The sequence below is a fragment of the Actinomadura rifamycini DSM 43936 genome (assembly GCF_000425065.1).
Lineage (GTDB): Bacteria > Actinomycetota > Actinomycetes > Streptosporangiales > Streptosporangiaceae > Spirillospora > Spirillospora rifamycini.
On sequence record NZ_AULB01000007.1, the window covers coordinates 360441 to 385814 of the forward strand.

Annotated in this window: 23 protein-coding genes; 10 read left to right on the top strand and 13 right to left on the bottom strand. The window is 75.1% G+C overall.

The window, feature by feature from the left end:
* Window positions 1-35: 35 nt before the first annotated feature.
* From H505_RS0104400 to H505_RS39760, 3 genes are read right to left on the bottom strand one after another with little or no spacing between them, the layout of a single operon-like run.
* Window positions 36-2093, bottom strand: coding sequence for a xanthine dehydrogenase family protein molybdopterin-binding subunit (locus tag H505_RS0104400; RefSeq protein ID WP_026401002.1), 2058 nt, complete (start codon window positions 2091-2093; stop codon window positions 36-38).
* Window positions 2090-3091, bottom strand: a complete 1002-nt coding sequence (locus tag H505_RS0104405; RefSeq protein WP_026401003.1) for an FAD binding domain-containing protein — start codon at window positions 3089-3091, stop codon at window positions 2090-2092. The genes H505_RS0104400 and H505_RS0104405 overlap by 4 nt, the downstream gene beginning before the upstream one ends.
* Window positions 3088-3687 carry a 2Fe-2S iron-sulfur cluster-binding protein gene (locus H505_RS39760; protein ID WP_199748083.1) on the bottom strand — a complete coding sequence of 200 codons (600 nt, stop codon included), beginning with the start codon at window positions 3685-3687 and terminating at the stop codon, window positions 3088-3090. Before H505_RS39760 ends, H505_RS0104405 begins: the two co-directional genes overlap by 4 nt.
* A gap of 111 nt (window positions 3688-3798) precedes the next feature.
* On the opposite strand from H505_RS39760, the gene H505_RS0104415 reads away from it, so the two are divergent.
* Complete coding sequence (locus H505_RS0104415) at window positions 3799-5949, top strand: terpene synthase family protein (protein WP_026401004.1); 2151 nt, start codon at window positions 3799-3801, stop codon at window positions 5947-5949.
* Window positions 5950-5956: 7 nt separating this feature from the next.
* Here H505_RS0104415 and H505_RS0104420 read toward each other — a convergent pair whose 3' ends face one another.
* The 5 genes from H505_RS0104420 to H505_RS0104440 form a co-directional block, all read right to left on the bottom strand.
* Complete coding sequence (locus H505_RS0104420) at window positions 5957-6730, bottom strand: sulfite exporter TauE/SafE family protein (RefSeq protein ID WP_026401005.1); 774 nt, start codon at window positions 6728-6730, stop codon at window positions 5957-5959.
* On the bottom strand, window positions 6727-7278 hold the full coding sequence (locus H505_RS0104425; protein WP_051300206.1) for a rhodanese-like domain-containing protein: 552 nt from the start codon (window positions 7276-7278) through the stop codon (window positions 6727-6729). Before H505_RS0104425 ends, H505_RS0104420 begins: the two co-directional genes overlap by 4 nt.
* Before the next feature lie 14 nt (window positions 7279-7292).
* The gene (locus H505_RS0104430) at window positions 7293-8663 is read right to left on the bottom strand and encodes an MBL fold metallo-hydrolase (RefSeq protein WP_026401007.1); all 1371 of its coding nucleotides are present in this window, start codon (window positions 8661-8663) and stop codon (window positions 7293-7295) included.
* A 100-nt stretch (window positions 8664-8763) separates the two neighbouring features.
* Entirely contained in the window at window positions 8764-9033 is a 270-nt protein-coding gene (locus H505_RS0104435) for a metal-sensitive transcriptional regulator (protein ID WP_026401008.1), read from the bottom strand.
* A 59-nt stretch (window positions 9034-9092) separates the two neighbouring features.
* Window positions 9093-9614 (bottom strand): NADAR family protein, encoded by a 522-nt coding sequence (locus H505_RS0104440; RefSeq protein WP_026401009.1) that lies wholly within the window; start codon window positions 9612-9614, stop codon window positions 9093-9095.
* A 212-nt stretch (window positions 9615-9826) separates the two neighbouring features.
* Here H505_RS0104440 and H505_RS49680 point away from each other — a divergent pair, with 212 nt between their 5' ends.
* The 7 genes from H505_RS49680 (at window position 9827) to H505_RS39780 (ending at window position 17312) form a co-directional block, all read left to right on the top strand.
* Window positions 9827-9976: a hypothetical protein gene (locus tag H505_RS49680; RefSeq protein WP_157432897.1), complete on the top strand. Its 150-nt coding sequence runs from the start codon at window positions 9827-9829 to the stop codon at window positions 9974-9976.
* Between the two features lie 241 nt (window positions 9977-10217).
* Entirely contained in the window at window positions 10218-11489 is a 1272-nt protein-coding gene (locus H505_RS0104450; protein WP_026401010.1) for a nucleotide sugar dehydrogenase, read from the top strand.
* Window positions 11486-12844, top strand: coding sequence for a glycosyltransferase family 2 protein (locus H505_RS39765; protein ID WP_051300207.1), 1359 nt, complete (start codon window positions 11486-11488; stop codon window positions 12842-12844). Before H505_RS0104450 ends, H505_RS39765 begins: the two co-directional genes overlap by 4 nt.
* Window positions 12837-14438, top strand: a complete 1602-nt coding sequence (locus H505_RS0104460) for a polysaccharide deacetylase family protein (RefSeq protein WP_026401011.1) — start codon at window positions 12837-12839, stop codon at window positions 14436-14438. The genes H505_RS39765 and H505_RS0104460 overlap by 8 nt, the downstream gene beginning before the upstream one ends.
* A 35-nt stretch (window positions 14439-14473) precedes the next feature.
* Window positions 14474-15829, top strand: coding sequence for a polysaccharide deacetylase family protein (locus tag H505_RS39770; RefSeq protein WP_051300209.1), 1356 nt, complete (start codon window positions 14474-14476; stop codon window positions 15827-15829).
* A complete protein-coding gene (locus H505_RS39775; RefSeq protein WP_051300211.1) occupies window positions 15826-16572 on the top strand; it encodes a polysaccharide deacetylase family protein in 747 nt (248 codons plus the stop codon). The genes H505_RS39770 and H505_RS39775 overlap by 4 nt, the downstream gene beginning before the upstream one ends.
* Window positions 16572-17312 (top strand): hypothetical protein, encoded by a 741-nt coding sequence (locus tag H505_RS39780; RefSeq protein WP_051300213.1) that lies wholly within the window; start codon window positions 16572-16574, stop codon window positions 17310-17312. The genes H505_RS39775 and H505_RS39780 overlap by 1 nt, the downstream gene beginning before the upstream one ends.
* On the opposite strand, the gene H505_RS0104480 is transcribed toward H505_RS39780, so the two are convergent.
* Window positions 17293-18303 carry a hypothetical protein gene (locus H505_RS0104480; protein ID WP_157432898.1) on the bottom strand — a complete coding sequence of 337 codons (1011 nt, stop codon included), beginning with the start codon at window positions 18301-18303 and terminating at the stop codon, window positions 17293-17295. The genes H505_RS39780 and H505_RS0104480 overlap by 20 nt on opposite strands.
* 125 nt (window positions 18304-18428) lie before the next feature.
* Between H505_RS0104480 and H505_RS39785 the strand changes: the two genes are divergently transcribed.
* Both H505_RS39785 and H505_RS51420 read left to right on the top strand, forming a co-directional pair.
* Complete coding sequence (locus tag H505_RS39785; protein ID WP_051300215.1) at window positions 18429-18881, top strand: hypothetical protein; 453 nt, start codon at window positions 18429-18431, stop codon at window positions 18879-18881.
* Between the two features lie 110 nt (window positions 18882-18991).
* Window positions 18992-20578: a hypothetical protein gene (locus H505_RS51420; RefSeq protein WP_026401013.1), complete on the top strand. Its 1587-nt coding sequence runs from the start codon at window positions 18992-18994 to the stop codon at window positions 20576-20578.
* Here the strand turns inward: H505_RS51420 and galT are convergent.
* The 4 genes from galT to H505_RS39790 are packed head-to-tail and all read right to left on the bottom strand — an operon-like array spanning window position 20565 to window position 25358.
* Window positions 20565-21629, bottom strand: a complete 1065-nt coding sequence (galT, locus tag H505_RS0104495; protein ID WP_026401014.1) for a galactose-1-phosphate uridylyltransferase — start codon at window positions 21627-21629, stop codon at window positions 20565-20567. The genes H505_RS51420 and galT overlap by 14 nt on opposite strands.
* Before the next feature lie 9 nt (window positions 21630-21638).
* Complete coding sequence (locus H505_RS0104500) at window positions 21639-22220, bottom strand: GTP-binding protein (RefSeq protein WP_026401015.1); 582 nt, start codon at window positions 22218-22220, stop codon at window positions 21639-21641.
* Window positions 22201-22566, bottom strand: coding sequence for a DUF742 domain-containing protein (locus H505_RS0104505; RefSeq protein WP_026401016.1), 366 nt, complete (start codon window positions 22564-22566; stop codon window positions 22201-22203). The genes H505_RS0104500 and H505_RS0104505 overlap by 20 nt, the downstream gene beginning before the upstream one ends.
* The gene (locus H505_RS39790) at window positions 22563-25358 is read right to left on the bottom strand and encodes a nitrate- and nitrite sensing domain-containing protein (RefSeq protein ID WP_051300217.1); all 2796 of its coding nucleotides are present in this window, start codon (window positions 25356-25358) and stop codon (window positions 22563-22565) included. The genes H505_RS0104505 and H505_RS39790 overlap by 4 nt, the downstream gene beginning before the upstream one ends.
* Window positions 25359-25374 lie beyond the last annotated feature (16 nt).

The following is a 25374-nucleotide window of genomic DNA, read 5'->3' on the forward strand; positions in this document are numbered from 1 at the left end:
AGCGGAAAACGTGGGGCGTTCGGTCGGTCACATGATCAAAGTCGCGGAAGCAGCCGGGCCGGGGTGATCGGCAGATCCCGGACACGGACGCCGGTGGCGTGGTGGACGGCGTTCGCGATCGCCGCCGCGGCGCCCACGATGCCGATCTCGCCGATGCCCTTGGAGCCCATCGGGTTGAGGTGCGGGTCGATCTCCTCGATCCACACGGCCTCGACGCTGCGGACGTCCGCGCAGGACGGCACGTGGTACTGCGCGAGGTCGCGGTTCAGGTAGTCGCCGAACTCCCGGTCCATGACGCTCTCCTCCATCAGCGCCATGCCGATCCCCATCGTCATGCCGCCGACGAACTGGGACCGCGCGGTCGTCGGGTTGATGATCCGCCCGGCCGCGAACACGCCGAGCATGCGCGGGACGCGGACCTCGCCGGTGTCGGCGTCCACCTCCACCTCCGCGAACTGCGCGCCGAACGCGTGCCGCGCGTAGTCCTCGCGGCGCTTCAGCGCTTCGGCGGAGTCCGCGGACGCCTCGATCCCGTCCGGCGGGACGTCGCCGTTCAGCCGGCCGCGGAGCGCCTCGCAGGCGAGGACCACCGCCGTCCCCCAGCTCGCGGTGCCGGACGAGCCGCCCGCGACGGGCGCGGCGGGGTGCGCGCTGTCGCCGAGCTCGATCCGGACGGCGTCGAGGTCGGCCTTGAGCGTCTCCGCGGCGATCAGCCCGAGCGCGGTGCGGGCGCCGGTGCCGATGTCGGCCGCGGCGATCCGGACGGTGAACGTCCCGTCGGGCTCGGCGCGCGCGACCGCCTTCCCGGGGCTCTGGTAGGCGGGGTAGGTGGTGGCGGCGACGCCGGTGCCGAGCAGCTTGCGGCCCACCCGGCGGACGCCCGGGGCGGGGTCGCGGCGGTCCCAGCCGAACCGCTCGGCGCCCTCCCGCAGGCACGCGACGAGGTTCCGGGAGCTGAACGGCAGGCCGCTCTCGGGCTCGGTGCCGGTGTCGTTGCGGACCCGCAGCTCGATCGGGTCGACGCCGGTCGCGACGGCGAGCTCGTCCATCGCCGACTCCAGCGCGTACATGCCGGGCGTCTCGCCGGGCGCCCGCATCCACGACGGGGTCGGGACGTCCAGCGCGACGACCCGGTGGGACGTGCGGCGGTGCTCGGCCCGGTACATCGTGCGGGTCGGCGTCGCGGTCTGCTCCACGAACTCCCGCACGGTCGAGGTCTGCTCGAACACCTCGTGCGCGATCGCGTTGAGGCGTCCGTCCGCGTCGGCGCCCAGCCGGATCCGCTGGACGGTCGGGGTGCGGTAGCCGGTCGTGGCGAACATCTGCTGGCGCGGGACGGCGAACTTCACCGGGCGCCCGACGGCCCGCGCGGCCATCGCGGCGAGGACCGCGCTCGGGCGCGGCGACCCCTTCGACCCGAACCCGCCGCCGACGTGCGGGGAGACCACCCGCACCCGCTCGGGGTCGAGCCCGAACAGCCGCGCCAGCGTCGACTGCACGGCGGACGCGCCCTGGTTCGAGTCGTAGAGGACGAGGGAGCCGTCCTTGTCCCAGTAGGCGACCGTGGTGTGCGGCTCCATCGCGTTGTTGTGCTCGGCCGGAGTCGTGTAGGTCGCGTCCATGCGCACGGCGGACGAGGAGAACGCGCCGTCCGGGTCGCCCTTCAGCGTGTCGGGCGGGAAACCCGCGTTGACCTTCTCGGGCCGGTAGAGGCCGGGGTGGTCGTCGCGCAGCCGGGTGTCCGGTTCCTCCTCGGCGTACTCGACGTGCAGGCGCCGCGCGCCCTCGACGGCCGTCTCGAGCGTCTCCGCGACGACCGCCGCCGCGAACTGCCCGCGGTACGCGACCGTCCGGGACTGGAACACCGCCAGCTCGGCGTTCGACGCGTCCTCCAGCCGCGGCGCGTTCTCGCAGGACAGGACGTCCAGCACGCCCGGCATCGCGCGGGCGCTGTCATGGTCCACCCAGCGGATCTCGCCCTTGCCGACGGACGCCTGGACGGCCGCCGCGTAGACGGCGCCCTCCACCGGGTACTCGTAGGCGTAGCGCGCCGCGCCGGTGACCTTCTCCCGGCCCTCCACCCGGCTCGTCATGACGAGACCTCCCGCAGTTCGAGCAGCGTCCGGACCATCAGGTTGCGGGCGAGCGGCACCTTGTAGCCGTTGTCGCGCAGCGGCTCGGCCGCCTCCAGCTCCGCCTCCGCGGCGCGCAGGAACGTCTCCTCGGTCGCCGGCGCGCCCCGCAGGACGTCCTCGGCGCGGCGGCACCGCCACGGCTTGTGCGCGACGCCGCCGAGCGCCAGCCGGACGTCGCGCACCACGCCGCCCGTGCCGTCCGGGACCGTCGCGCCCACCGTGCGGACCGCCGCCGCGACCGACACCAGCGCGAACGCGAACGAGGCGCGCTCGCGCACCTTCCGGTAGCGGGACGGCATCGGCAGCGGCGGGACCTCGACGGCCGTGACGAGGTCGCCGTCCCGCAGGTTCGCGTCGCGCTCCGGTGCGCCGCCCGGCAGCCGGTGGAACTCCCCGAACGGGACGGTGCGCTCCCCGTCGCGGCCCCGCACCCGCACGGACGCGTCCAGCGCCGCCAGCGCCACCGCCAGGTCGGACGGGTGCGTCGCCACGCACGCCGGGGAATGCCCCAGGATCGCGAGGTTGCGGTGCTCGCCGTCCCGCGCCGGGCACCCCGACCCGGGGTCGCGCTTGTTGCACGGCTTGGAGGTGTCCTGGAAGTAGGAGCACCGCGTCCGCTGCAGCAGGTTGCCGCCCACCGTGGCGCGGTTGCGGATCTGGCCGGACGCGCCCGCCAGCACGGCCTGCACCAGCATCGGGTGGGTCTCCCGGACGGTCCGGTCCGCCGCGAGGTCGCTGTTGCCGACGGCCGCGCCGATGAGCAGCGTCCCGTCCGCCGTCACCTCGATCCGGTCGTGCGGCAGGCGGGACACGTCCACCAGGCGGCTCGGCTCCTCCACGCCGAGGCGCATCAGGTCCACGAGGTTCGTCCCGCCGCCCAGGTACAGGGCCCCGTCCCGGTGCAGGTCCAGGGCGTCCTCCGCGCTCGCCGCGCGCTCGTACGCGAAGGGCCTCATGGGCGGGACGCCTCCCCGCCGCGCGCCGAGCCGATCCGCTCGGCCACCGCGCCCGGATCCCGCGCGGCCCGGTTCGGCTCGCCCGCCGCGTCGCGGACCGCCGCGACGATCCCGACGTACGCGCCGCACCGGCACAGGTTCCCGCTCATCCGCTCGCGGATCTCCTCGTCGTCCAGGAACGGGTCGCGCGAGACGTCCGCCGTGACGGCGCTCGGCCAGCCCCGCCGCGCCTCCTCGAGCACCGCCGTCGCCGAGCACAGCTGCCCCGGCGTGCAGTACCCGCACTGGAACGCGTCGTTCTCGATGAACGCCTCCTGCAGCGGGCTGAGCCGCCCGCCGTCCGCGAGGCCCTCCACGGTGACGATCTCCGCGCCGTCGTGCGCGACCGCGAGCGCGAGGCACGCGTTCGCGCGGCGCCCGTCCAGCAGGACCGTGCAGGCCCCGCACTGCCCGTGGTCGCAGCCCTTCTTGGAACCCGTGAGCCCCAGCCTCTCCCGCAGCACGTCCAGCAGCGACGACCGCGTGTCGACCCGGAGCCGATGCCCGGTCCCGTTCACGGTCAGGGCGACGTCCGCGTGCACCGGTTCACTGTCCATGTGACGCCCCCTACCCGGATTCGCGGCCGAGTCACGGCAAGCAAAACCTCACCCTAGGTAACTTTGCACGTGCTGTAAGTTGCGGACCGTCCCCGATGGAAAGGCCGGTCGATGCAACCGTTCGAGCTGCCCGACTTCTACGTCCCGTACCCGGCACGCCTGAACCCGCACCTGGAGAGCACACGCGCGCACAGCAAGACCTGGGCACGCGACATGGGGATGCTGGACGAGACTCGCGACCCGGGCACCCCGGACATCTGGGACGAGGCAGAACTCGACGCCCACGACTATCCGCTCCTGTGCGCCTACACCCACCCCGACTGCGACGGCCCCGAACTCGACCTCATCACCGACTGGTACGTCTGGGTGTTCTATTTCGACGACCACTTCCTCGAAGTCTTCAAGAAGCCGCAGGACCACCCGGGCGCGCGCGCGTACCTCGATCGGCTCCCGCTGTTCATGTCCCTGGAGCCGCCGGAAGCGACCAACGCGGTCGAACGGGGCCTCGCCGACCTCTGGGCCCGGACCGTCCCGGCCAAGTCGGCGGCCTGGCGCGAGCGGTTCGCCGTCAGCACCGACAACCTGCTCCGCGAATCGCTGTGGGAACTGCGCAACATCAGCGCCGGCCGCGTCCCGAACCCCGTCGAGTACATCGAGATGCGCCGCAAGGTCGGCGGCGCGCCCTGGTCGGCGGACCTCGTCGAGCACGCCGCCGGCGTCGAGATCCCCGAACGGGTCGTCGCCACCCGGCCGCTGCGCGTCCTGAAGGACACGTTCTCCGACGGCGTCCACCTGCGCAACGACATCTTCTCCTACCAGCGCGAGACCGAGCGCGAAGGCGAGATCAACAACTGCGTGCTCGTCATGGAGCGGTTCCTGGACGTCGCGCCGCAGGTCGCCGCCGACACCGTCAACGACCTGCTGACCTCCCGGCTCCGCCAGTTCGAGAACACCGCCCTCACCGAGCTCCCGCAGCTCTTCGAGGACGCCGCGCTCGACCCGTCCGAGCGCGCCGCCGTCGCCGCGTACGTCAAGGGCCTCCAGGACTGGCAGTCCGGCGGGCACGACTGGCACATGTCGTCCAGCCGGTACATGAACGCCAAGGGGTCGATCGGCATGTCGGCCGCGCGGCTGCCCGCGCTCGTGAAGTCCGCGCGGCTCAGCGTCCCGCACGTCCCGCACCAGAGAGTGGGGCCGACGCCGCTGCCCGACTTCGACATCCCGTACCCGGCGCGGGTGAACCCGCACCGCGACCGCGCGGGCCGCAACTGCGTCGCGTGGGCGGCCGAGATGGGCATGTTCTCCCCCCACCCCCGCCTCCCCGTCCCCGTCTGGTCGGCCGAGAAGCTCACCGGCTGCGCGCTCGAGATCTGCGCCGCGTCCCTCGCCCCCGACGCCACCCCGGAGGCGCTCGACCTCGCCGTCCAGTGGCTCGCCGTCGGCACCTACGGCGACGACTACTTCCCGGCCGTCTACAACCGCGACCGCGACATGGCCGGAGCGAAGCTGTTCAACGCCCGCGTCGGCGGCTTCCTCCCCCTCGACCTCGGCGCGACCCCGCCCCCGGAGAACGCCTTCGAGAAGGGCCTCGCGGACCTGTGGCGCCGCACCGCCGCCCCGATGGACGACCGCGGCCGCCGCGAGTTCCGCGCCTCCGTCGAGCACATGGTCGAGAGCTGGGTGTGGGAGCTGAACAACCACCTCCAGGGCCGCGTCCCCGACCCCGTCGACTACGTCGAGATGCGCCGCCACACGTTCGGCTCCGAGATGACGATGGCGCTCTCCCGCATCGAGCACTCCGCCGAGATCCCCGCCGAGGTGTTCCGCACCCGCACCCTCCGCGAGATCGACGTCTCCGCGATGGACGTCGCCTGCCTGATGAACGACGTCTTCTCGTACCAGAAGGAGATCGAGTACGAGGGCGAGCTGAACAACGGCCTGCTCGCCGTCCAGCACTTCTTCGACTGCGGCCGCGACGAGGCCCTCCCGATCGTGAACGACCTCATCACGTCCCGCCGCCGCCAGTTCGAGCACCTCGTCGCCAACGACCTCCCGCTCGTCTGCGACGACTTCGCCCTCGACGGCCGCGCCCGCGCGGCCCTCGCCGCGTACGTCGAGGAGATCCGCGACTGGATGGCCGGCATCCTCAAGTGGCACAGCGAGACCGACCGCTACAACGAACGCAGGATCGACGCCCGCGACCTGCGCCCGTCCGGCCTCGGCACCTCCGCCGCCCGCCTCTACCTGTCCTCGCGCGGGTAGGCGCGGGTCAGGACGCGAGGGTGGCCGGGAACAGGAGCGTCCGGACGGTCACGAAGGCGGCCACCGCGAAGACGAAGAGCGCGAACCAGCGGCGGAGCCGGGCGGCGTCGATGCGGGGCGCGAGGCGGGCGGCGGCCAGCGACCCGGCGATCGCCGCGCCGGTGAAGCCGCCGACGACGCCGACGTCGAGGGCGGCGTCGCCCGCGTGGACGGCGAACCCGGCGGCGGCGTTGGCGGCCACGATCACCAGCGAGGTGCCGACGGCCGCCGCCATCGGCAGGCCCAGGCCGAGGACGAGGGCCGGGATGACGAGGAAGCCGCCGCCGACGCCGAACAGGCCGGTGAGGACGCCGACGGCCGCCCCGGCGGCGGCGGACTTCGGCAGGCACGCCCGCCAGTCGACGCCGCCGCCGGGCAGGGCGCAGGCCCCGCCCGACGGGACGTCGCCCGCGAGCATGCGCGCCCCCGCGGCGACCATCAGCGCCGCGAAGCCGAGCATGATCGCCTGGTCGGGCAGCAGCCGGCCGAGGGCGGCGCCGCCGACGGCCGCCGCGGCGCCCGCGCCGCCGACGACCGCGGCGATCCGCCAGCGGACGTCGCGCAGGCGCGGGAGCGCGGCGGTCGCCGAGGAGATCCCGACGACGAGCAGCGACGCGGGGATCGCGGCGGACAGCGGCAGGCCCGCGCCGTAGACCAGGGCGGGCACCGCGAGGATCGAGCCGCCGCCGCCCAGCAGGCCCAGCAGGACGCCGATGGCCGCGCCGAGCACGAGGGCGGTCATCGGCGCAGCGCGGCTCGGACGTTCTCGATGGTGGTGCGGGGGCCGCGGTTGTAGGGGAGCTTCGACAGGGCCGTCCCCATCGCGCAGGTGCCGGAGAGGGCGGCGAACGTCAGCCCGCCGCCGATGGCGGCGGCGACCCACTTGGCGCGGGGGGCGGCGGTGCTGGCCAGGACCGACGTCAGGACGATCGAGCCGGCGACCAGGCGCACCTGGCGTTCGAGGTCCCAGCGGGGGCGTCCGGTTTCGACGGGGGCGCCGTCCGCCTGCCAGGCGGTCAGGCCGCCGGACAGGACGCGCACGCCGTCGACGGCGAGGGCCGCGGCGGCCTGCTCGGCGCGCGGGCCGGAGCGGCAGACGAGGACGGTCCGCTCGCCGAGGTGCCCGCGCAGTTCGGCGGCGTGCTCGCGGAGCACGTGGAGCGGGATGTTCAGCGAGCCCGGCACGCGCGGGCCCGCGAACTCGGCCGGGCTGCGGACGTCGACGACGCGGGGGGCGTCCGGGGAGTCGAGCAGGTGCCGCAGCGCGGCGGCGTCCAGGGTGTGCTTCACGGGGTTTCCTTTCGTCAGGCGGCGAGGCCGGTCGCGCGGTCGTAGGAGTCGTCGATGTGGACGACCGTGCGGCCGGCGCGTTCGAGGAGCGCGGCGGCGGCCGCGGCGCGGTAGCCGGAGCCGCAGTGGACCCAGACCGTCCCGGGCGGGACGTCGTCCAGCCGCGCGGGCAGCTCGGGCAGCGGCACGTGCACGGCGCCGTCGATGTGGCTCTCCCGCCACTCGCCGGTCAGCCGGACGTCCAGGACGACGTCCGGGGCGGGCAGGTCGCGGGGCGCGCGGCCCGCGCGGGCGGCGGCGAGGTCGGCGAACGCGGCGACCGGGGTGCCGGTGGTGCGGGCGGGGTCGCCGCCCGCCCAGTCCAGGGGGTCGCCCGCGGCGGCGCCGGACGGACGGTCGATGCCGATGCGCGCGAGTTCCCGCTGGGCTTCGGCGATCTGCTCGGGCCCGTCGCCGAGCAGGGTGACGGGCGCGCCCCACGGGACGAGCCAGCCGAGCCAGGTCGCCATGGGGCCGTCCAGGCCGAAGCTGAGGGTGCCGGCGAGGTGCCGGTGCGCGAACGCGCGGCGGGAGCGGAGGTCGACGACCCATTCGCCGGCGTCGACGCGGGCGCGGAGTTCGGCGGGGTCGACGGCGGCGGCGGGGGTGAGGTCGATCGGGTCGGCGCCGGCGGTGTTCCGCGCGCCCATGTGGGCGTAGTAGGCGGGGTAGGCGTCGAGTCCGGCGAGGGTCTCGGTGACGAAGTCGTCCGCTTCGAGGCGCAGCGCCGGGTTCGTGTCCCGCTCGCGGCCGATGGTGGACGCGGGCGCGTCCGACTGGGCGGCGGAGCAGAAGCTGCCGAAGCCGTGCGTGGGCCAGACGTGCGCGCCGTCCGGGAGGAGGTCGGCGAGGCGGCGGGCGGAGGCGTGCTGGCGGTGGGCGAGGTCGTGCGCGTGCCGCCCGCCGAGGAGGTCGGTGCGGCCGGTGGTGCCGAACAGCAGGGAGCCGCCGGTGAAGACGCCCTCGGAGCCGTCCGGGCCGGACAGGACGTAGGACAGGTGGTGGTAGGTGTGGCCGGGCGTGGCGACGGCGGTGACGCGCATGCCCGGGGACACGGCGATCTCGTCGCCGCCGGCCACCGGGGTGCGGTCGAACGCGACGTCGTCGGCGGCGGCGACCAGGTACGCGGCGCCGGTGAGGCGCGCGAGGGCGAGCCCGCCGGAGACGTAGTCGTTGTGGACGTGGGTCTCGGCGACGTGCGTGATGCGGACGCCGAGCCGTCCGGCGAGCGCCAGGACGCGGTCGATGTCGCGCTGCGGGTCGACGACGAGGGCGACCCGGCCGTCGTGGGCGAGGTAGCTGCGGTCGCCGAGGGAGGAGGTCTCCACCACCTCGGTGCGGATCATCGTGACTCCTTTCGTATACCCCCCGGGGTATACGCGACAGACAATACCCCCGGGGGTATGTGCCAGAGCGGGGCCCGCCCGGACTCGGGAGGGCCGTTCGTCAGGACAGGGACAGGAAGAGCTTCTCCAGCCGCTCCGGGGTGATCGGCGGCTGCTCGCCGCGCTCGCGGGCGACCTGGCACTGCTCCAGGCCGGTCGCGATGATCTTGAAGCCGGCGCGGTCGAGCGCCTTGGAGACGGCGGCGAGCTGGATCAGGACCTTCTCGCAGTCCTCCCCGTTCTCCACCATCGCGATCACTCCGCCCAGCTGGCCGTGGGCCCGCTTGAGCCGGGTGAGGGCGTCCGCCAGGACCGTCGCGTCCATCTCCATCGGGCTCCCCTTCCTCTCACCCGCTCCAACGTATACCCCTAGGGGTATGTTCCCGGGGGTCAGGCCAGGGAGGCGCGGACGGCCATGAGGGCCCGGCCGAGGAGGTTCTCGCCGCGCCAGGCGTCGGGGCGCTCGGCGCGGGGGTCGCCGGCGGTCAGGCCGATGCCCCAGATCCGGTCGAGGGGGCTCGCCTCGGCCAGGATCCGGTCGCGGGTGCCGAGGAGGTAGGCGCGCAGATCGTCGTGCTGCGCGAACTTCGCGAGGTTGCCGCGGACGACGATGCCGAGCCGGTGCTCGCGCCACACGGCCTCGTCGAACGCGGCGACGCGGCGGCCGAGGTCCTTGGCGCGCCCCGGGTGCGGCGCGTCCGTGATCGCCGCCACGGCGCGTTCGTCCCCGAACAGGCGCGCCTTCTCGGCCATCATGTAGTGCTCGGCCGTCGCGTACCGGACGCCGTCCACGGTGAACGGCGACGCGTGCCACTGGCTCAGGCACCCGGCGGGGCCGTGCTCCCGCCAGAAGAAGAGGAACTTGAGGCGGGCGCCGGACCGCTGCAGCGCGATCAGTTCGGGGACGTCCATGGGGGGAGAGTGCCAGGACGGGGCCGGGGCGGCCGGCGGTTTTCCCGGGACGGAATTGATCATGGAATGGGCGCGTTACCACGGGGGCGGATGATCCGCCACCGGTTCGCGGTCTAGACCATTTTGCCGAACCGGGTGGGTCATCGGAGAAGATCTCCTTATTTCGGTAGGCCGAGCCACCGAGAAGCGTCTACGGGAGGACAGAAGCAGAAATGGACAGCCCTCTGGCGAACCCTCGTCGCACCCAGCTCGACGCGTGGCCCACGGCGCGCTCCGCGGACGCGGAGGCGGAGCGGACCACGGCGTCCGTATCGTCCGCCGAGTCGTCCGGCGCGGGCGAGGACGACGGCGCCGAGCTCTGACCGCTCGGCGCCGGAGCGCCGGGATGCGTCCCCCCTGGGGGCGGATCCCGGCGTTCCGGCGTTCCGGCACAGCTCAAAGGGCATGATCGTGAGTGACGTTCGCCACGTCATCCGGCAAGTGGCGTAGGCGATATACGTCGCGGTGCGGTGCCCCGCCAAACGGCGGCCAAAGAGCATTTACTACGCCTTTGCCATTGGCTTGCCGTGCTCGCGGAGCACCACACGGGGAGATCTCACGTACATGCCCTCTGCCGCCCTGCCCACCGAGGCCCCGACCTACGACGTCGCCGTCATCGGGCTCGGCTATGTCGGCCTGCCGACCGCGCTCGCGTTCCACGCCCGGGGCCTGCGGGTCCTCGGCGTCGATCTGGACACCGGGCGCCTGGAGGACATCCGCAGCGGACGCGTCGACCTGCTGCGCGGCGACCGCGAGCGGCTCCGCGCGGCGGGCGACGCGCTGGCCGTGACCGCCGACCCCGCCGCCGCGGCCGCGGCGGACGCGGTGCTCATCTGCGTGCCGACGCCGGTGAACCGGCACCTCGTGCCGGACCTCGGGGCGCTCAGCGCGGCGTGCACGGCGGCCGTCGCGCACGCGCGCCCCGGGCAGACGATCGTCCTGACGTCGACGACGTACGCGGGGGCGACGCGGGACATCCTCGCCGCGCCGCTCGCCGCGCGGGGCCTGCGCGTCGGGACGGACGTGTTCGTCGCGTTCAGCCCCGAGCGGATCGACCCCGGCAACGACCGGCACGCCCACGAGGACGTCCCGCGCGTCGTCGGCGGGGTGACGCCCCGGTGCGCGGAGCGGGCCGCGGCGGTGCTCGGACGGTACGCCGAACGGATCCACCGGGTGTCGTCGGCGGACGCGGCGGAGATGACGAAGCTGCTGGAGAACACGTTCCGCGCGGTGAACATCGCGCTCGTCAACGAGTTCGCGGACGCGGCGGGCGTGCTCGGCCTCGACGTCATGGAGGTCATCGAGGCGGCGGCGACGAAGCCGTACGGGTTCATGCCGTTCTTCCCGGGGCCGGGCGCGGGCGGGCACTGCATCCCCTGCGACCCGCACTACCTGCTGTGGCAGCTGCGCGCCGACCGGCTGCACCCGCCGGTGGTCGCGGCGGCGATGACCGCGATCGCGACGCGGCCCCGGCAGGTCGTGGAGCGGGCGCGGCAGGTGCTGTCGGACGCCGGGCGGGGACTGGCCGGCGCGGACGTCCTGGTGCTGGGCGTCGCGTACAAGCCGGGCGTGGAGGACCTGCGGGAGTCGCCCGCCCTGGAGGTCATCGACGGGCTGCTCGCGGCGGGCGCCGAGGTCGCGTACCACGATCCGCGGGTGCCGGAGCTGGTCACCGGCGGCGGGACGAAGCTCGCCTCGGTCGCCCCGCGCCCCGCCGACCTCGTCATCGCGCACACCCCGCAGCCCGGCGTCGACCTCGCCGCGCTGCCGCACGACCAGCTCGTCCTGGACGCGACGTACCGGTTCACCGGCGCGGCCCGGCGCGTGGCCCTGTGAGGCGCCGCCCCCGCCTCCCGGCCCGCCCGCGGACCGGGAGGCTCACCGCGCTGGGCGCGCTCGCGCTGGTCGCGGCCATCTGCGCGCTGATCGTGTGGCACGTGGGCGTGAAGCTCGCGTACCTGCGCGGCGACCTGCTGCTGTCGGGCTACACGGTGCTGGTCAGCGGGTACGTGCTGAGCCGGTTCGCGCTCGCGGCGTGCTACCGGCCGCCGAGGGACGCGGGCATCACCCCGTCCGTCGCGATCGTCGTGCCCGCCTACAACGAGGGCGAGGCCGTCGCCCGGACGATCCACTCGTGCCTCGGCCTCGCGTACCCGGAGGACGGGCTGGAGGTCGTCGTCGTCAACGACGGGTCGAGCGACGACACGTGGACGCACATGCGGCGGGCCGCCGCCCGGTACCCGGACGGGCGGGTGCGCTGCGTCGACCTCGGCGAGAACCGGGGCAAGCGGGCGGCGATGGCGGCGGGGATCCGCGCGACCTCGGCGGAGATCCTGGTGTTCGTCGACTCCGACTCGATGCCCGCGCCCGAGTCGGTGCGCAGGCTCGTCCAGGGCTTCGCGGACCCGCGGGTCGGCGCGATCTCCGGGCTGACGTACGTCCGCAACGCGGAGCGCAACGTCCTGACGCGGATGCAGGCGGCCCGGTACTACGTGTCGTTCCAGCTCCTGAAGAGCGCCGAGTCGGTGCTGGGCGCGGTGACCTGCTGCTCCGGCTGCTTCGCGGCGTACCGGCGGGCGGCGATCGCGCCGCTGCTGGACGCGTGGGAGCACCAGCGCTTCCTCGGCGTCGAGTGCACGTACGGGGACGACCGGGCGCTGACCAACCGCGTCCTGAAGGCGGGCTGGACGACCCGGTACGACGCGCGCGCGGAGGCGTGGACGGACGCGCCCGACCGGTACCGCAAGTTCTTCCGGCAGCAGCTGCGCTGGAAGAAGTCGTGGAGCCGGGAGGGCCCGCTGCTGCTGGCGCACATCTGGCGGAGCCGGACCCGCGCGCTGCCGTCGGTCGCCGTGCAGACGATCGCGGGCATGCTCAGCCCGCTCGTCGTCCTGTACGGGCTGCTGGCGCCGCTGGCGGGCGGGCGGTTCCCGATGGTGTACTTCCTCGGCCTGTACCTGGTGGCGATGGGGTACGCGCTGCTGTACCGGATGCTGCGGAACGACGGCCTGTGGATCTACGCGTTCGTCGGCACGTTCTTCTACGTCGCGTTCTCCCCGCAGCTGCTGTGGGCGATCGCGCGGATCCGGGACGGCAGCTGGGGCACGCGGGACGGCGGCGCTGAACCGGCCGTCCCGGCGGTCCCGCGGGCGCTGCGGGTCTACGGCGCGACGGGCGGCGGCGATGCCTGACCCGGCGGGCGGGGCACCGGGCGGGACGGCGGACGCGGCGGAGGATGCGCCGTGGGAGCGGCCGCCGCCCGGGCGGGCGCGGGGGTTCCGCGCGGCCACGGGGTTCGTGTTCCTGTGCTCCCTCGCCCTCGCGATGGTGACGTGGGTGTCGATCAGCCGCCCGTTCGACCCCGGGCAGGCCGAGGCGGCGGCGGTCCGGCTCGACCCGGAGGTCGCGCGGGCCGCCGCCGCGCTGCCCGCGCACCCGGGGACGGTCGTCGCGCTGACCTACCACGGCGTCGACGACCGCGACGGCGCGCAGAGCACCCTCACCCGGGAGCGGTTCGGGGCGCACATGGCCGCGCTGGACGCCGCCGGGTACGAGACCGTGCGCCTGCGGGACGTCCTCGACCTGCTGCGGGGCCGGCCCGTCCGGCTGCCGCCGCGCGCGCTGCTGCTCACGTTCGACGACGGGCGCCTCACCGACTGGACGAACGCCGACCCCGTCCTCGCGGAGCACGGGTTCACGGCGGCGGCGTTCCTCGCGACCGGGCGGATCGTCGAACCGGGGACGCCGTCGTACTACCTGTCGACGAAGCAGGTGCGGGCGCTCGCCGGGACCGGCCGGTGGGAGTTCGGGTCGCACTCGCACGCGCTGGACGACCGGGTGCGGATCCCGGGCGACGTGGGCGCTCCGCTGCCGAACCGGATCGTCGCGGGCGGGCGCCCGGAGACGCTGGACGCGTGGCGGGCGCGCGTCCGCGCGGACCTGGCGCGGTCGCAGGACTTCTTCCGCCGGACGCTCGGCCGCGAGGCCGCCGCGTTCTCGTACCCGTTCGGGGAGGCGGCGGGCAACGACCGGCGCGCCGCCGCCGCGCTGCCCGGGCTGCTCCGGGACGCCGGGTTCCGCGCGGCGTTCACGGGCGAGGGCGTCCCGGACGGGCACGTGGACGCGGTCGGCGCGGACACGCCGCCGTACCGCGTCGACCGGATCGGCGTCCGCCGCACCACCTCGGCCGCCGGGCTGCTGGAGCTGATCCGCGCCGCGGTGCCCGCGCCGCCGCCGCACGCGCTCGCGGCGCTGCCGTGGCGCGGCGACGGCGCGGCGTGCGCCCGGCACGGCGCCGACCTGCGGGTCACGGGCGACCGGTACGGCGCGTGCGTGCTCGGCGGCACGGGCGACGGCGGGCCGAACACGAGCCGGTGGCGGGACTACCGGGTGACGGCGTCGGTCTCGGGCCTGGGCCCCCGTTCCGGCGCGGTCGTCGCGGTGCGGGACGGCGCGGGCGCCGGGCGTCCCGGCCGCGTCGAGGTCGTGGTCGGCGACGGGGCGGTGGTGGCGCGGCGGCAGGTCGGCGACCGCGCCCCGGTGCCGCTCGGCCGGGCCCGGCTGGACGGCCCGGACGGCGGCGACGGGGCCCGCGACGTCGCGGTCGAGGTGCGCGGGGACCGGCTGACCGTCGAGGTCGAGGGCGCCCGGCCGCTGCGCGCCGCCCTGGCCGGCGGGTCCGGCCCGCCGATCGACCGCGGCGGCGTCCGGCTGGGGATCACGGCGCGCGGCGGGTGCACGGTGACGTTCCACGATCCGACGTTCGTCCCGCTCGGGGGCCGCTGACCGCGCGCCCCCGCCCCCTTCACAGAGAGGCGACGATGCCTTCCCCCACACGCATCCCCCATGCCCGGGCTCCTCTTCCCCGGACCCTCCTCGTCCGCGCGGCGGCCGTCCTGGCCACCGCGTCCCTGCCGGCGGCGGCCCCGGCGGCGCTGGGCGCCATGCCGGCGCGGGCGGCGGCGGGCACCGTCGTGTCCCTGACGTTCGACGACGGGGCGCGGGACCAGTACGACAACGCCCGTCCCGTCCTGGACGCGCACGGCATGGACGGCACGTTCTACGTCAACAGCGCCCGTGTCGACGCGTCCGGCTACATGACCCGCGCGCAGCTGGAGACGCTCGCGGCCGGCGGGCACGAGATAGGCGGGCACACCGTCTCGCACGCGAACGTGCCGTCGCTGCCCGTGGCGGAGCGGCGGCGGCAGGTGTGCGACGACCGGGTCGCCCTGCTCGCCATGGGGTTCGAGGTGACGAGCTTCGCCTACCCCTACGGCGCGGTCGACGCCGGGGCCGCGGACGTCGTGGCGGACTGCGGCTACAACAGCGCGCGGACGGTCGGCGGGCTCGTGTCCCCGGGGAGCTGCGCCGGGTGCGACCGCGCGGAGGCGGTCCCGCCCGCCGCGCCGTACGCGGTCCGCACGCCCGACTCGGTCAAGACGGACACGACGCTCGACCGGCTCAAGCGGTACGTGACGCAGGCGGAGGAGGACGGCGGCGGCTGGGTGCCGCTCGTGTTCCACCACGTGTGCGACGGCTGCGGCGACTCCTACGCCGTGACGCCCGCGACGCTCGACGCGTTCCTCGGCTGGCTCGCCGCGCGGGCGTCCGGCGGCACGGTCGTCCGGACGGTCGACGAGGTGGTCGGCGGCGCCGTGCGGCCGCCGGTCCCGGGTCCGCCGTCGCCGACGCAGGTGCAGAACCCGTCGCTGGAGGCCGCCGCCGACGGCGTGCCCGCGTGCTTCCAGGAAGGCGGCTGGGGCACGAACACCTACACCTGGACCCGCACCCAGGACGCGCGCACCGGCCAGTACGCGCACCGGGTCGAGGTCACGTCGCGTACGTCCGGCGACAGGAAGCTCGTCACCCGCCAGGACGCCGGTACGTGCGCCCCCGCCGCGATACCGGGGCACAGGTACGCACTCGGCGTCTGGTTCAAGGGCTCGTGGCCCGCCACCGTCAACGCGAAGATGAGCATCTATTACCGCACCGCCACGGGCGCCTGGACGTTCTGGACGAACGGCCCGGCCCTCGCCGAGACGGGAACCTGGCAGCGGTCCCTGGTCACCACGCCGCCGGTTCCCGCGGGGGCGGCGAACCTCAGCTTCGGCATCGCGCTCCCCGGCACGGGCACCCTCACCGTCGACGACTTCTCCCTCACGGATCTGGACTCATGACCTCGGGCCCGACCGTCCGCCGCCACCTCCTCGAACTGGGTTTCGGGGTGCTCGCGCTGGCGCTCGTCCTTCCCCTGGCCCGGCACGAGCTCGGGCCGGGCGGGGGCGCGTCCGCGTCCGCCGCCGAGGCCCGCGACGTCCTCACCCCCGGGATGCTCGCGCCCGCGAGCACCGCGAACCGCTGCGCGCGGGGCCGCGTCGAGCTGACGTTCGACGACGGCCCGGACGTCTACACGCCGCAGATCCTCGAGGTGCTGCGCGCCCACGGCGTCCGCGCCGTGTTCTACGTGACCGGCGAGAAGGCCGCCGCCCGGCCCGGCATGGTCCGCGCAATAGTCGCGGCCGGGCACCGCGTCGAGAACCACAGCTGGGACCACCCGCACCTCACCGACCTGACGCCCGCGCAGGTCCGGCGGCAGCTCGCCGACACGTCCGCCGCCGTCGAGGACGCGGGCGCGCCCCGTCCGACGCTGTTCCGGCCGCCGTTCGGCGCGGGCGACGCGATGGTGGAGGCGCAGGCGCGCGCGCTGGGCATGCGGACGGTCCGCTGGACGATCGACACGCACGACTGGCGGGGGCGCACCCCGGAGGAGATCGCCGCGACCGTCCTTACCCGGGCGGAACCGGGCGCGGTCGTGCTCATGCACGACGGCGTCGCCCGTTCCGCGGCGACCGTCCGCGCCCTCCCGACGGTCGTCCGCGGGCTGCGGGCCCGCGGGTTCTGCACGGCGCTCCCCGGCTGATGCGCGCCCGGCTGATCGTCGCGGGCGCCCTCGCCGGGGCCGTCCCGGTCGCGTGGGCCGTCTGGGCGCTCGCCCGCCCGGACGGCCCCGGCCGCGCGCCCGTCCCTGCACGGCTCGTCGCCAACGAGTACGCGCACTGGAATCCGGGCGCCGCGGACGCGCGCCGCTCCCCCGTCTGGGACGTCACGAGCGGCTCCCTCTACGAGCGCGGCGGCCTGCTGTGGACGGGCCCGCCGGACACCGCCGCGCCGGACGCGGCGTCGTCCGGCGGCACCGGATCGAGCATGTTCCGCATGCACTCCCGCCGCACCGACCGCCGCGACGTCCACGTCGTCCTGGACGTGCGCAACGTGCGGCTGCTGCCCGGCGGCGCGCGGGCCACCGACGGGGTGCACGTGATGCTGCGCCGCCAGGACGAGACCGAGCTGTACGTCGCCTCACTCAACCGGCGGGACGGGCTGCTCGTCGTCAAGAAGAAGCTGAGGGGCGGCCCCGCGAACGGCGGCCGGTACTTCACCCTCGCGCAGGTGCGCCACCCCTACGCGTTCGGCGCATGGCAGCGGTTCGAGGTGCGCGCCACCGGGACGTCCCCGGTCGTCGTGACCGTCGCGCAGGCCGGACGCGAGCTGCTGCGGGCGGTCGACGACGGCCGCCGCCACGACCGCCCCATCGTCCGCCCGGGGTCGGTCGGGGTGCGCGGCGACCGGTGCGAGTTCGAGTTCAGGTTCCGGGTCCGCTGACGCGCGCCCGGTACAGGCCGGTGTCGGTCGCGGCGAGGAACGTCCCGTCGGGCGCCAGCGCCGCGCCGCCGACCGGCCCGGGCACCTCGACGCGGCCGAGCGGCTCCGGCCGGGCGACGTCCCGCACGGTGTAGGCGCCCTCCCGGAAGTCGCCGGCCGCGACCAGCAGGCGCCCGTCCACCCGGGCCGCCGCGACGTCCGCGTACGCGCCCGCGACCTCCGGCGCGTCCACGGCGGCCGCTTCCTCGCCGTCCGGGCTCCGCACCACGATCCGTCCCGGCTCCGCCAGGACCAGAGCGACGCCGCCCTCCCACGGGACCATCGGCGCCTCCCGGGCGGGGCCGCGGTCCAGCTCCGCGATCTGCCGCCCGAGTTCGGCGTCCAGCACGCCGACGACGGCGGAGCGGCGGGGGTCGGCGTCCTCGGCCCGCTCGGCGTCGCAGGCCCGCTCGGCGTCGCAGGCCAGGGCGATGAGCGGCCCCGAGTCCGGGGTGGCGTGCAGGACGCGCCGGTCCGGCCTCCGGTACCCCGACCACGTCTCGAAGTCCGCCAGCCGCTCCCCGGTGCGGGCGTCCCAGAGGATGATCTCCGCCTGCGGGCGCCGGTCGAACACCGTCACGACGGCCCCGCGCCCCCGGTGGACGGCGAGCCCCACCATGTCGGGGAACGACGCCTCCGCCTCGTCGATGACGACCTCTCCGCCGCCGTGGACGTCGTGGACGTGGACCCGCCCGCCGCCGGCCCACGCCACGACGGGCGAGTCGCCGCGGGGGCCCGGCAGGACGCCGAACGCCCACGCCTCGCCGTCGCAGGGGAATCCGGGCAGCGGGTCCCCCACCCGGGCGCCGCGCGCGAGGTCCCACGCGAGGCCGACGGCGCCGCCGTCCCCGACCAGCGACGCGCAGGCCGTGGCCGCGCGGCCGCCGGCGCTCCCGGCGGCCCGCACGTTCTCGAAGGATCCCTGCGCCAATAGTTCCGCACGCGCGACCATGCCCGCACACTAGGCCAGCCCATCGGCACCGTCCGTATTTTTGCGCAATCGCGGCCGGACCGTTTGGCCGCTTGTTCTTTACTGGGAGTTTCACCGAACATGGCGGAGTGGACTTCGCTCTTCAAATGGTCGAAATCACCTGGACCAAGCACGCGCGCGGCGGCAAGGGGGCCGCGCGCCGCAACGCGGCCCCGGTCGCCTTCCCCCTGCCGGACGAGCCGCCGCCGTTCGTCCACACGGTGTGGATGCGCGAGTGGGAGGACTTCTCCCCGCAGGCCGCCGTCGGGCATGAGCTTCCGCGCCGCATCGGCGTCGAGGAGGAACCCGAAGGGCTTCGTTTGGACTTCGGGAATCGTCCGCCCATACTGCTGAAACCGAACCAGTATTTGCGGCACCAGGAAACCTACCTGTCCGGCCGCGGCTGTTCCTGCTGCGGCACCCCCTGGTACAACATGCGCACACTGAACGTCGTCTACGGCAAAGTCCGCGCGGAATCCCTCCTGCACGAACCGACGAGGTATATCGACGACCGCCGCCTGCTCGGCGCCCGCCGCCGCTACGTCGGCGGCACCCGCTGACCTCCCGGGAACCGGCCGCGTGCCGCGCGGTCGCGCCGAGGCGGGGGTGACGAACGGGCGCACGTCCGGTATATCCGTTGACCACAAGATCACGGCGGGCGGAGGGACGCGTGGAGCCGGTCGAGCTGACGGCCGCCGAACGGCGGGTGTGGCGGGCGTTCCGGACGGGCGCGAAGGTCGACTTCTCGCGGGACGGCGACGACGCCGCGGACGGCGCCGCGTGGGGGCCCGAACGCACCGTGCGGGCATGGGTGCTGCGCAAGCTGCTGCTCCGCCCGCCGGAGAACGGCGAGGTCGCGGCCCTCCGGGTGTCCGGGGCGCGGATCACCGGGACGCTGGACCTCCAGTACGCCACGGTCGAGCACCCGATCCGGCTGTGGGCGTGCCACTTCGAGGAGGTCCCGAACCTGTACGCGTCGCACCTGACGCAGCTCAACCTGAGCAGGTCGTTCCTCCCCGGGCTGTTCGCCGCGACGATGCACGTCAGCGGCGTCCTGCGGATGACCGAGTGCCGGGTCCCGGGGCGGATGAGCCTCGGCGGCATCCGCGTCGCCCGCGCGCTCTTCCTCGAACGCGCCCGGCTCGGCACCCCGGGGGCGAACCAGGGCGAGATCCTCCACCTCAACCATTCGGTGCTGGAGGACGACGTGTGGGCGCCGGGCCTCGAAGCCCACGGCGAGATCCAGCTGAACAGCGCGTCCGTCACCGGCAACCTCAACCTCGAGGACGCCGTGCTGAGCAACCCCGGAGGCCACGCGGTGCTGGCGCAGAGCCTCAGCGTCGGCCAGAACCTGATCGGCAGAAGGCTCCGCAGCGAAGGGGAGATCGATCTGCGCCGGACGCGGATCGGCCACCGCATCGACTTCATCGACGTGCGCATGGAGAACGCCGACGGGCGGGCCTTGGACGCCAAGAGCCTCAGCGTCGGAACGGACGTGTCGGCGACGCGGGCACGGTTCACCGGTGAGATCGATCTGCGCGCCGCCGCGGTCCCCGGTCTGCTCGGCCTCCGCGGGGCCCGCCTGTCGTCGCTGCAGGCCACCAGCGCCGCGGTCGGCGAGCTCTGGCTGCCCGAGGCGCGCATCGACGGCGAGACCGACCTGCGGCGGGCCCGGTTCGGGCTGCTGCACCTGCCGCCGAGCGCGCTGCGCGGCGACGTCCGGCTGGACGGGCTGACGTACGAGTCGCTCGACCCGCGGCTGCCCCCGAAGGTGCGGGTGCCGATGCTCGAACGGGACGTCGAGGGGTACGTGCCGCACGCGTACGAGCAGCTCGCGGCGGCGTACCTGCGGGCGGGCGACGACGTCGCGTCCCGCAACGTCCTGCTCGCCAAGCAGCGGCGGCGCCGCCGGACGCTGCCCCTGTACCGGCGCGTCTGGGGCTACCTCCAGGACGCGACGGTCGGGTACGGGTTCCGGCCGCTGTGGGCGGCCGCGTGGCTCGCCGGGCTGCTGCTCGTCGGGACGGCCGCGTTCGGGTCCGAGCATCCGGCGCCGCTCAAGGCCGACGAGCATCCCGACTTCAACCCGCTGTTCTTCACCCTCGACCTCCTCCTGCCGATCATCGACTTCGGGCAGCAGAAGGCGTTCAAGCCCGCCGGGTGGCACCAGTGGCTCGCGTACACGCTGATCAGCACGGGCTGGGTGCTGGCGACGACGATCGCGGCCGGGGTGACGCGGACGCTCAGCCGGCAGTGACCGCGCGCAGCCGCGCGGCGGCGTCCTCCGGCGGGACGTCGTTGATCCAGGCGGCCATCCCCGACTCCGACCCCGCCAGGTACTTGATCTTGTCGGGGGCGCGCCGGACCGAGAACAGCTCCAGGTGCAGCCGCAGCAGGTCGCGGCCCGCGCGGACGGGCGCCTGGTGCCAGCCCGCGACGTACGGGAGCGGCGTGCCGTAGAGGGCGTCGAGGCGGCGCAGCAGGTCCCGGTAGACGGCGGCCAGCTCGTCCCGCTCCGCGCCGTCGAGGGCGGCGAGGTCGGGGACGTGCCGGTGCGGGGTGAGGTGGACCTCGACGGGCCAGCGCGCGGCGGCCGGGACGTACGCCGTCCAGTGCTCGCCCGCGTGGACGACGCGGGGCCCGGCGCGCTCGGCGGCGAGGACGTCGCCGAGCAGGTCGCCGCCGTGCGCGGCGGCCGTCGCGAGCATCCGCCGGGTCCGCGGGGTGACGAACGGGTACCCGTAGATCTGGCCGTGCGGATGGTGCAGGGTCACGCCGATCTCGACGCCGCGGTTCTCGAACACGTACACCTGCTCGATGCCGGGGAGCGCCGACAGTTCGGCCGTCCGGTCCGCCCACGCGTCGACGACCGTCCGGACGCGGGACACGGGCAGCCGGGCGAGCGCGGCACCGTGGTCGTCGGTGAAGCAGACGACCTCGCAGCGTCCGGCGCCCCGGGCCCGTTCGAACAGCGGGACGCCGTCCACCGCGGCGGGGACGGGCGGGGCGGCCGCGGCGTACGAGGGGAAGCGGTTCTCGAAGACGGCGACGTCGTACCCGGGGTCGGGGATCTCGGAGGCGGGGCCGCCGGGGCACAGCGGGCACTCGTCGGCGGGCGGCAGATGCGTGCGCGCGTTGCGGTGCGCGGTGATCGTGACGGGGTCGCCGGTGAGCGGGTCGCGCCGCGTCTCGCTGAGCGGCTCCACCGGCGGCAGCCCGCGCGGGTCGGGCACCGGCGCGCGGCCCGGCCGCTCGTCGTAGTAGACGATCTCTCGGCCGTCGCTGAGGCGGGCGCGGGTCCGGAACACCGCAGCAGGCTACCGGGCGGCCGCCTTCTCCTTCTCGTTGACCGCGAGCAGGTGCGTGACCAGCGTCGTCAGCACCTCCTTGCCGGACGTCCGGCTCCGCACGTCGCACAGCACCACGGGGACCGCGGCGCCGAGGTCGAGCGCCTCGCGGATCTCGTCGACGGTGTAGTCGTAGCCGTCGTCGAAGCAGTTCACGCCGATGATGAACGGCAGGCCGCGGCTCTCGAAGTAGTCGACGGCCGGGAAGCAGTCCTGGAGGCGGCGGGTGTCGGCGAGGACGACCGCGCCGAGCGCCCCCGACGACAGCTCGTCCCACATGAACCAGAACCGGTCCTGGCCGGGCGTCCCGAACAGGTACAGGACGAGGCCGTCGCGGACGGTGATGCGGCCGAAGTCCATCGCGACCGTGGTGGTCGTCTTCTGCTCGACGCCCTCGATGTCGTCGACGCCGACGCCCCGGTCGGTGAGCAGCTCCTCGGTCTGCAGCGGGCGGATCTCGCTGACGGCGCCGACGAGGGTCGTCTTGCCGACGCCGAATCCCCCGGCGATGAGGATCTTCACCGCGACCGGTTCAGAGGGCTTGGAGACCATGCAGCACTTCCCTGAGGAGACTTTCCTTGGAGAGCGGGCTCTCCTGCCGGGGGCGGGTGACGGTGATCAGCCGTTGGCCGAGCAGGTCCCCGAGGAGCACCCGGACGACGACGAGGGGCAGTTCGAGCCGCGCGGCGACCTCGGCGACCGGTTGCGGCGCGGCGCACATATCGAGGATGTGCAGGTGTTCGGGACCGATCCCGGGCGTCCCGGCGCGCGGCCGGCCCGCGGTGGCGATGAGACTGATCATGTCGAAGGGCTCGTCGCCGGCGGGCCGGGCCCGGCCGCGGGTCAGCGCGTACGACCGGACGATCGGTCCGGCCTCGTCGTCGAGCCATTCGCTCATCCGGAGTCCTCACCGTCCTCGACCTGGGCGCGCCCGCGCCGGGTGCCGCGCTGGATGGACGACATCATCGCGCGGGCCTCCTCGGGGGTGCGGCGCGCGGGGGCCGGCTCCTCGGCGCCGCCGTCCGCGGCCGCCGGTTCGGCGTCGCGGAGCTGCGCCGCCATGTTCTGCTGCCGGACCCGCTTCGGCAGCGCCGGCCGCTCCGCTCCGGGCTTGCGGCGCCGCACGTCCCCGAGCGGCCGCTGCCGCTCGCTCGGCGCGCCGCCGTCCGGAACGTCCCCGCGGTCCGCGCGCTCGGGCTCGGGCTCCGCGGGCGCCGCCTCCTCCGGCCGCGCGGGCGGCGCGGGCGGTTCGGGCGCGAACCGCGAGGGGCGGAGCGGGTCGGCCTCGTCCGGAACGTCCCCCAGGACGTTCCCCGCGACGTCCTCGGCGACGTCGTCCGCGACGTCGTCCGCGACGTCGTCCGGGGCGGCGGCGTCGTCCTGCCACGGCTCGTAGGGCGCCTCGCCGGGCTGCGGGGCGCCGCGGCGGCGCCGCGGCAGCGGCGTCCTGCGGTCGCCCGGCGCGCCGGGGCCGTCCGGGCGGCGGGCGCCGTTGGCGGACCCGCCGGGCGGGGCGGCGCCGCGCGGGGCGGCGGGCACGTCCCCGACCATGGAGGCGGGCAGGCGGAGGACGGCGCCGCGGTCCTCGCCCGGACGGGCGGGGGAGACGACGGTGCCCGCGGGCACGAGCGCCTCCTCGGCGCGCCGGGTGGTGAGCGCGGGCGGGCCGTCCGGCTCGTCGGCGCGGACGATGAGGTCCTCGGGCAGCAGCACGATCGCGGTCATGCCGCCGTACGGAGAGGTGCGCAGGGTGACCCGGACGCCGTGCCGCCGGGCGAGGCGGCCGACGACGAACAGGCCGAGCCGGCCGCTGTCGGACAGGTCGAACTCCTCGGCGGTCGCGAGCCGCTCGTTCGCGGCGGCGAGCGCGGCGTCGTCCATCGACAGGCCGCGGTCCTCGACCTCGATGCTGTAGCCGTGCGCGACGGCCTGCCCGTGCACCTGCACCGTGGTGTGCGGCGGCGAGAAGACGGTCGCGTTCTCGATCAGCTCGGCGAGCAGGTGGATGACGTCGGCGACGGCGGGGCCGACGACGGCGGCGCCGGTCATCGGGGCGACGTTGACGCGGGTGTAGTCCTCGACCTCGGACGCGGCGGCGCGGGCGACGTCGACGACCGCGACGGGGGTGCGCCAGCCGCGGCCGGGCGGCCGCCCCGACAGGATGATGAGACCTTCGGCGTGCCGCCGCATGCGGGTGGCGAGGTGGTCGACGCGGAAGAGGTCCTCGAGGTCGTCGGGCTCCTCGATGCGGCGCTCCATGGCGTCCAGCAGCTTGAGCTGGCGGTGCAGCAGCGTCTGGCTGCGGCGGGCCAGGTTGACGAAGACCTCGCTGACGTTGCGGCGCAGCGTCGCCTCGGCGACGGCCTCCTGGATCGCGGTGCGGCGGGCGGCGTTGAACGCCTCCCCCACTTCGTCGATCTCGCGGGCGGCGAACGCGAGCGGCGGGGCCTCCGCGGCGACGTCCACGTTCTCGCCGCGGCGCAGCCGCGCGACGACGTCCGGCAGCCGGACGTCGGCGAGGTCGATCGCCTCGCGGCGCAGCCGGGCCAGCTCGCGGATGATCGAGCGCGCCACCCACACCGCGATGACGAGGGACGCGACGAGCGCGAGGACGCCGAGGGCTCCGGCGAGGACGACCCGCATGATGATCCGGTCGGAGATCGGTTCGGCGCGCTGCTCGGCGTTGGCGGCGAGCGACAGCTCCAGCCCGCGCAGCCGGGTGAGGTTGGAGTCGACGGTGGTCCTCCACAGCCGCCCGGCCTCGCCGGACTCGGCGACGGCGCGGCGGGACCCGACGAAGTGCTCCTCGATCGCGCGCAGCCGCCGGTACTCGGGGAACTGCACGACCTGCTCGTAGTACCGGCGGTCGGCGGGGCGCAGGTCGGCCGCGGCGTGCGCGTAGAGGGTGCGCTGCGCGCCGACGAGCTGGACGAACGTGGAGTGCTCGCCGGCCGTCATGCGCCCGGCGGCGAGGGCGCCGGCGAGCCAGGCGTTCTCCTGGGAGAGCGCCTCCCGGGCCTCGGTCAGCTCGGCCTGGCTGCGCGCGTCCTTGGCGACCTCGGCGTTGTCGAGGGTGACGAGCGAGCCCTGCAGCGAGCCGACGTCGGAGAGCAGCGCCGTGTAGTCGGCGAACGCGCGGTGCCGGTCGACGGCGCCGGAGTCGATGGCGCGGCGCCGGTCGCCGAGCCCGTCGAGGGACTGCAGGATCTTGTCGGCGAGCCGCAGCGTCCGTCCCGGCACGTCCTGGTCCTCGCCGTGGCGGGCGAGGTCGCGGAACAGGCGCGCCTGCCGGTCGGTGACGAGCCGGCCGGACTCGAGCGCGGCGCCGGCGTTCTGGTCGCGGGCGCCGAGGTACACCATCGACAGCCGCCGCTCCTCCTGGAGGGCGCTGCCGAGGGCACCCGCCGGGTAGGCGTAGTGGTCCTGGACGGTCTCGACGTGCCGCAGGTTCAGGCCCTCGCCGAGCGCGATGTTCGCGGCGAACGACCACAGCGCGGCGAGCGAGACCACCGAGACGGTGACCATCAGCACGACCTTGAAGCGGATGGACCGGAACCGGGCGGCCTTGGGCCCGCGCCGCGCCGGGGCGGCGGCCGGGTCGGTCGGCTCGGCTGGAACCGCCTGGCCGGCCGGGTCGGACGGCTGGGCGGCGGGGACCGCGGGCGCCGCGGAACGGCCTCGTTGTGCCACTTTCAGGGGAACTTTC

Bases quoted from the DNA above. Each gene is read 5' to 3' on its own strand.
- H505_RS0104500 (WP_026401015.1), bottom strand. From the start codon at position 22,220: ATGGTCTCCAAGCCCTCTGAACCGGTCGCGGTGAAGATCCTCATCGCC.
- H505_RS0104415 (WP_026401004.1), top strand. From the start codon at position 3,799: ATGCAACCGTTCGAGCTGCCCGACTTCTACGTCCCGTACCCGGCACGC.
- H505_RS0104405 (WP_026401003.1), bottom strand. From the start codon at position 3,091: ATGAGGCCCTTCGCGTACGAGCGCGCGGCGAGCGCGGAGGACGCCCTG.
- H505_RS49680 (WP_157432897.1), top strand. From the start codon at position 9,827: ATGGACAGCCCTCTGGCGAACCCTCGTCGCACCCAGCTCGACGCGTGG.
- H505_RS0104430 (WP_026401007.1), bottom strand. From the start codon at position 8,663: ATGATCCGCACCGAGGTGGTGGAGACCTCCTCCCTCGGCGACCGCAGC.
- H505_RS0104460 (WP_026401011.1), top strand. From the start codon at position 12,837: ATGCCTGACCCGGCGGGCGGGGCACCGGGCGGGACGGCGGACGCGGCG.
- H505_RS0104400 (WP_026401002.1), bottom strand. From the start codon at position 2,093: ATGACGAGCCGGGTGGAGGGCCGGGAGAAGGTCACCGGCGCGGCGCGC.
- H505_RS0104435 (WP_026401008.1), bottom strand. From the start codon at position 9,033: ATGGAGATGGACGCGACGGTCCTGGCGGACGCCCTCACCCGGCTCAAG.
- H505_RS39780 (WP_051300213.1), top strand. From the start codon at position 16,572: ATGCGCGCCCGGCTGATCGTCGCGGGCGCCCTCGCCGGGGCCGTCCCG.
- H505_RS0104505 (WP_026401016.1), bottom strand. From the start codon at position 22,566: ATGAGCGAATGGCTCGACGACGAGGCCGGACCGATCGTCCGGTCGTAC.
- H505_RS39760 (WP_199748083.1), bottom strand. From the start codon at position 3,687: ATGGACAGTGAACCGGTGCACGCGGACGTCGCCCTGACCGTGAACGGG.
- H505_RS0104480 (WP_157432898.1), bottom strand. From the start codon at position 18,303: ATGGTCGCGCGTGCGGAACTATTGGCGCAGGGATCCTTCGAGAACGTG.
- H505_RS39785 (WP_051300215.1), top strand. From the start codon at position 18,429: ATGGTCGAAATCACCTGGACCAAGCACGCGCGCGGCGGCAAGGGGGCC.
- H505_RS0104420 (WP_026401005.1), bottom strand. From the start codon at position 6,730: ATGACCGCCCTCGTGCTCGGCGCGGCCATCGGCGTCCTGCTGGGCCTG.
- H505_RS39775 (WP_051300211.1), top strand. From the start codon at position 15,826: ATGACCTCGGGCCCGACCGTCCGCCGCCACCTCCTCGAACTGGGTTTC.
- H505_RS0104450 (WP_026401010.1), top strand. From the start codon at position 10,218: ATGCCCTCTGCCGCCCTGCCCACCGAGGCCCCGACCTACGACGTCGCC.
- H505_RS39770 (WP_051300209.1), top strand. From the start codon at position 14,474: ATGCCTTCCCCCACACGCATCCCCCATGCCCGGGCTCCTCTTCCCCGG.
- H505_RS0104440 (WP_026401009.1), bottom strand. From the start codon at position 9,614: ATGGACGTCCCCGAACTGATCGCGCTGCAGCGGTCCGGCGCCCGCCTC.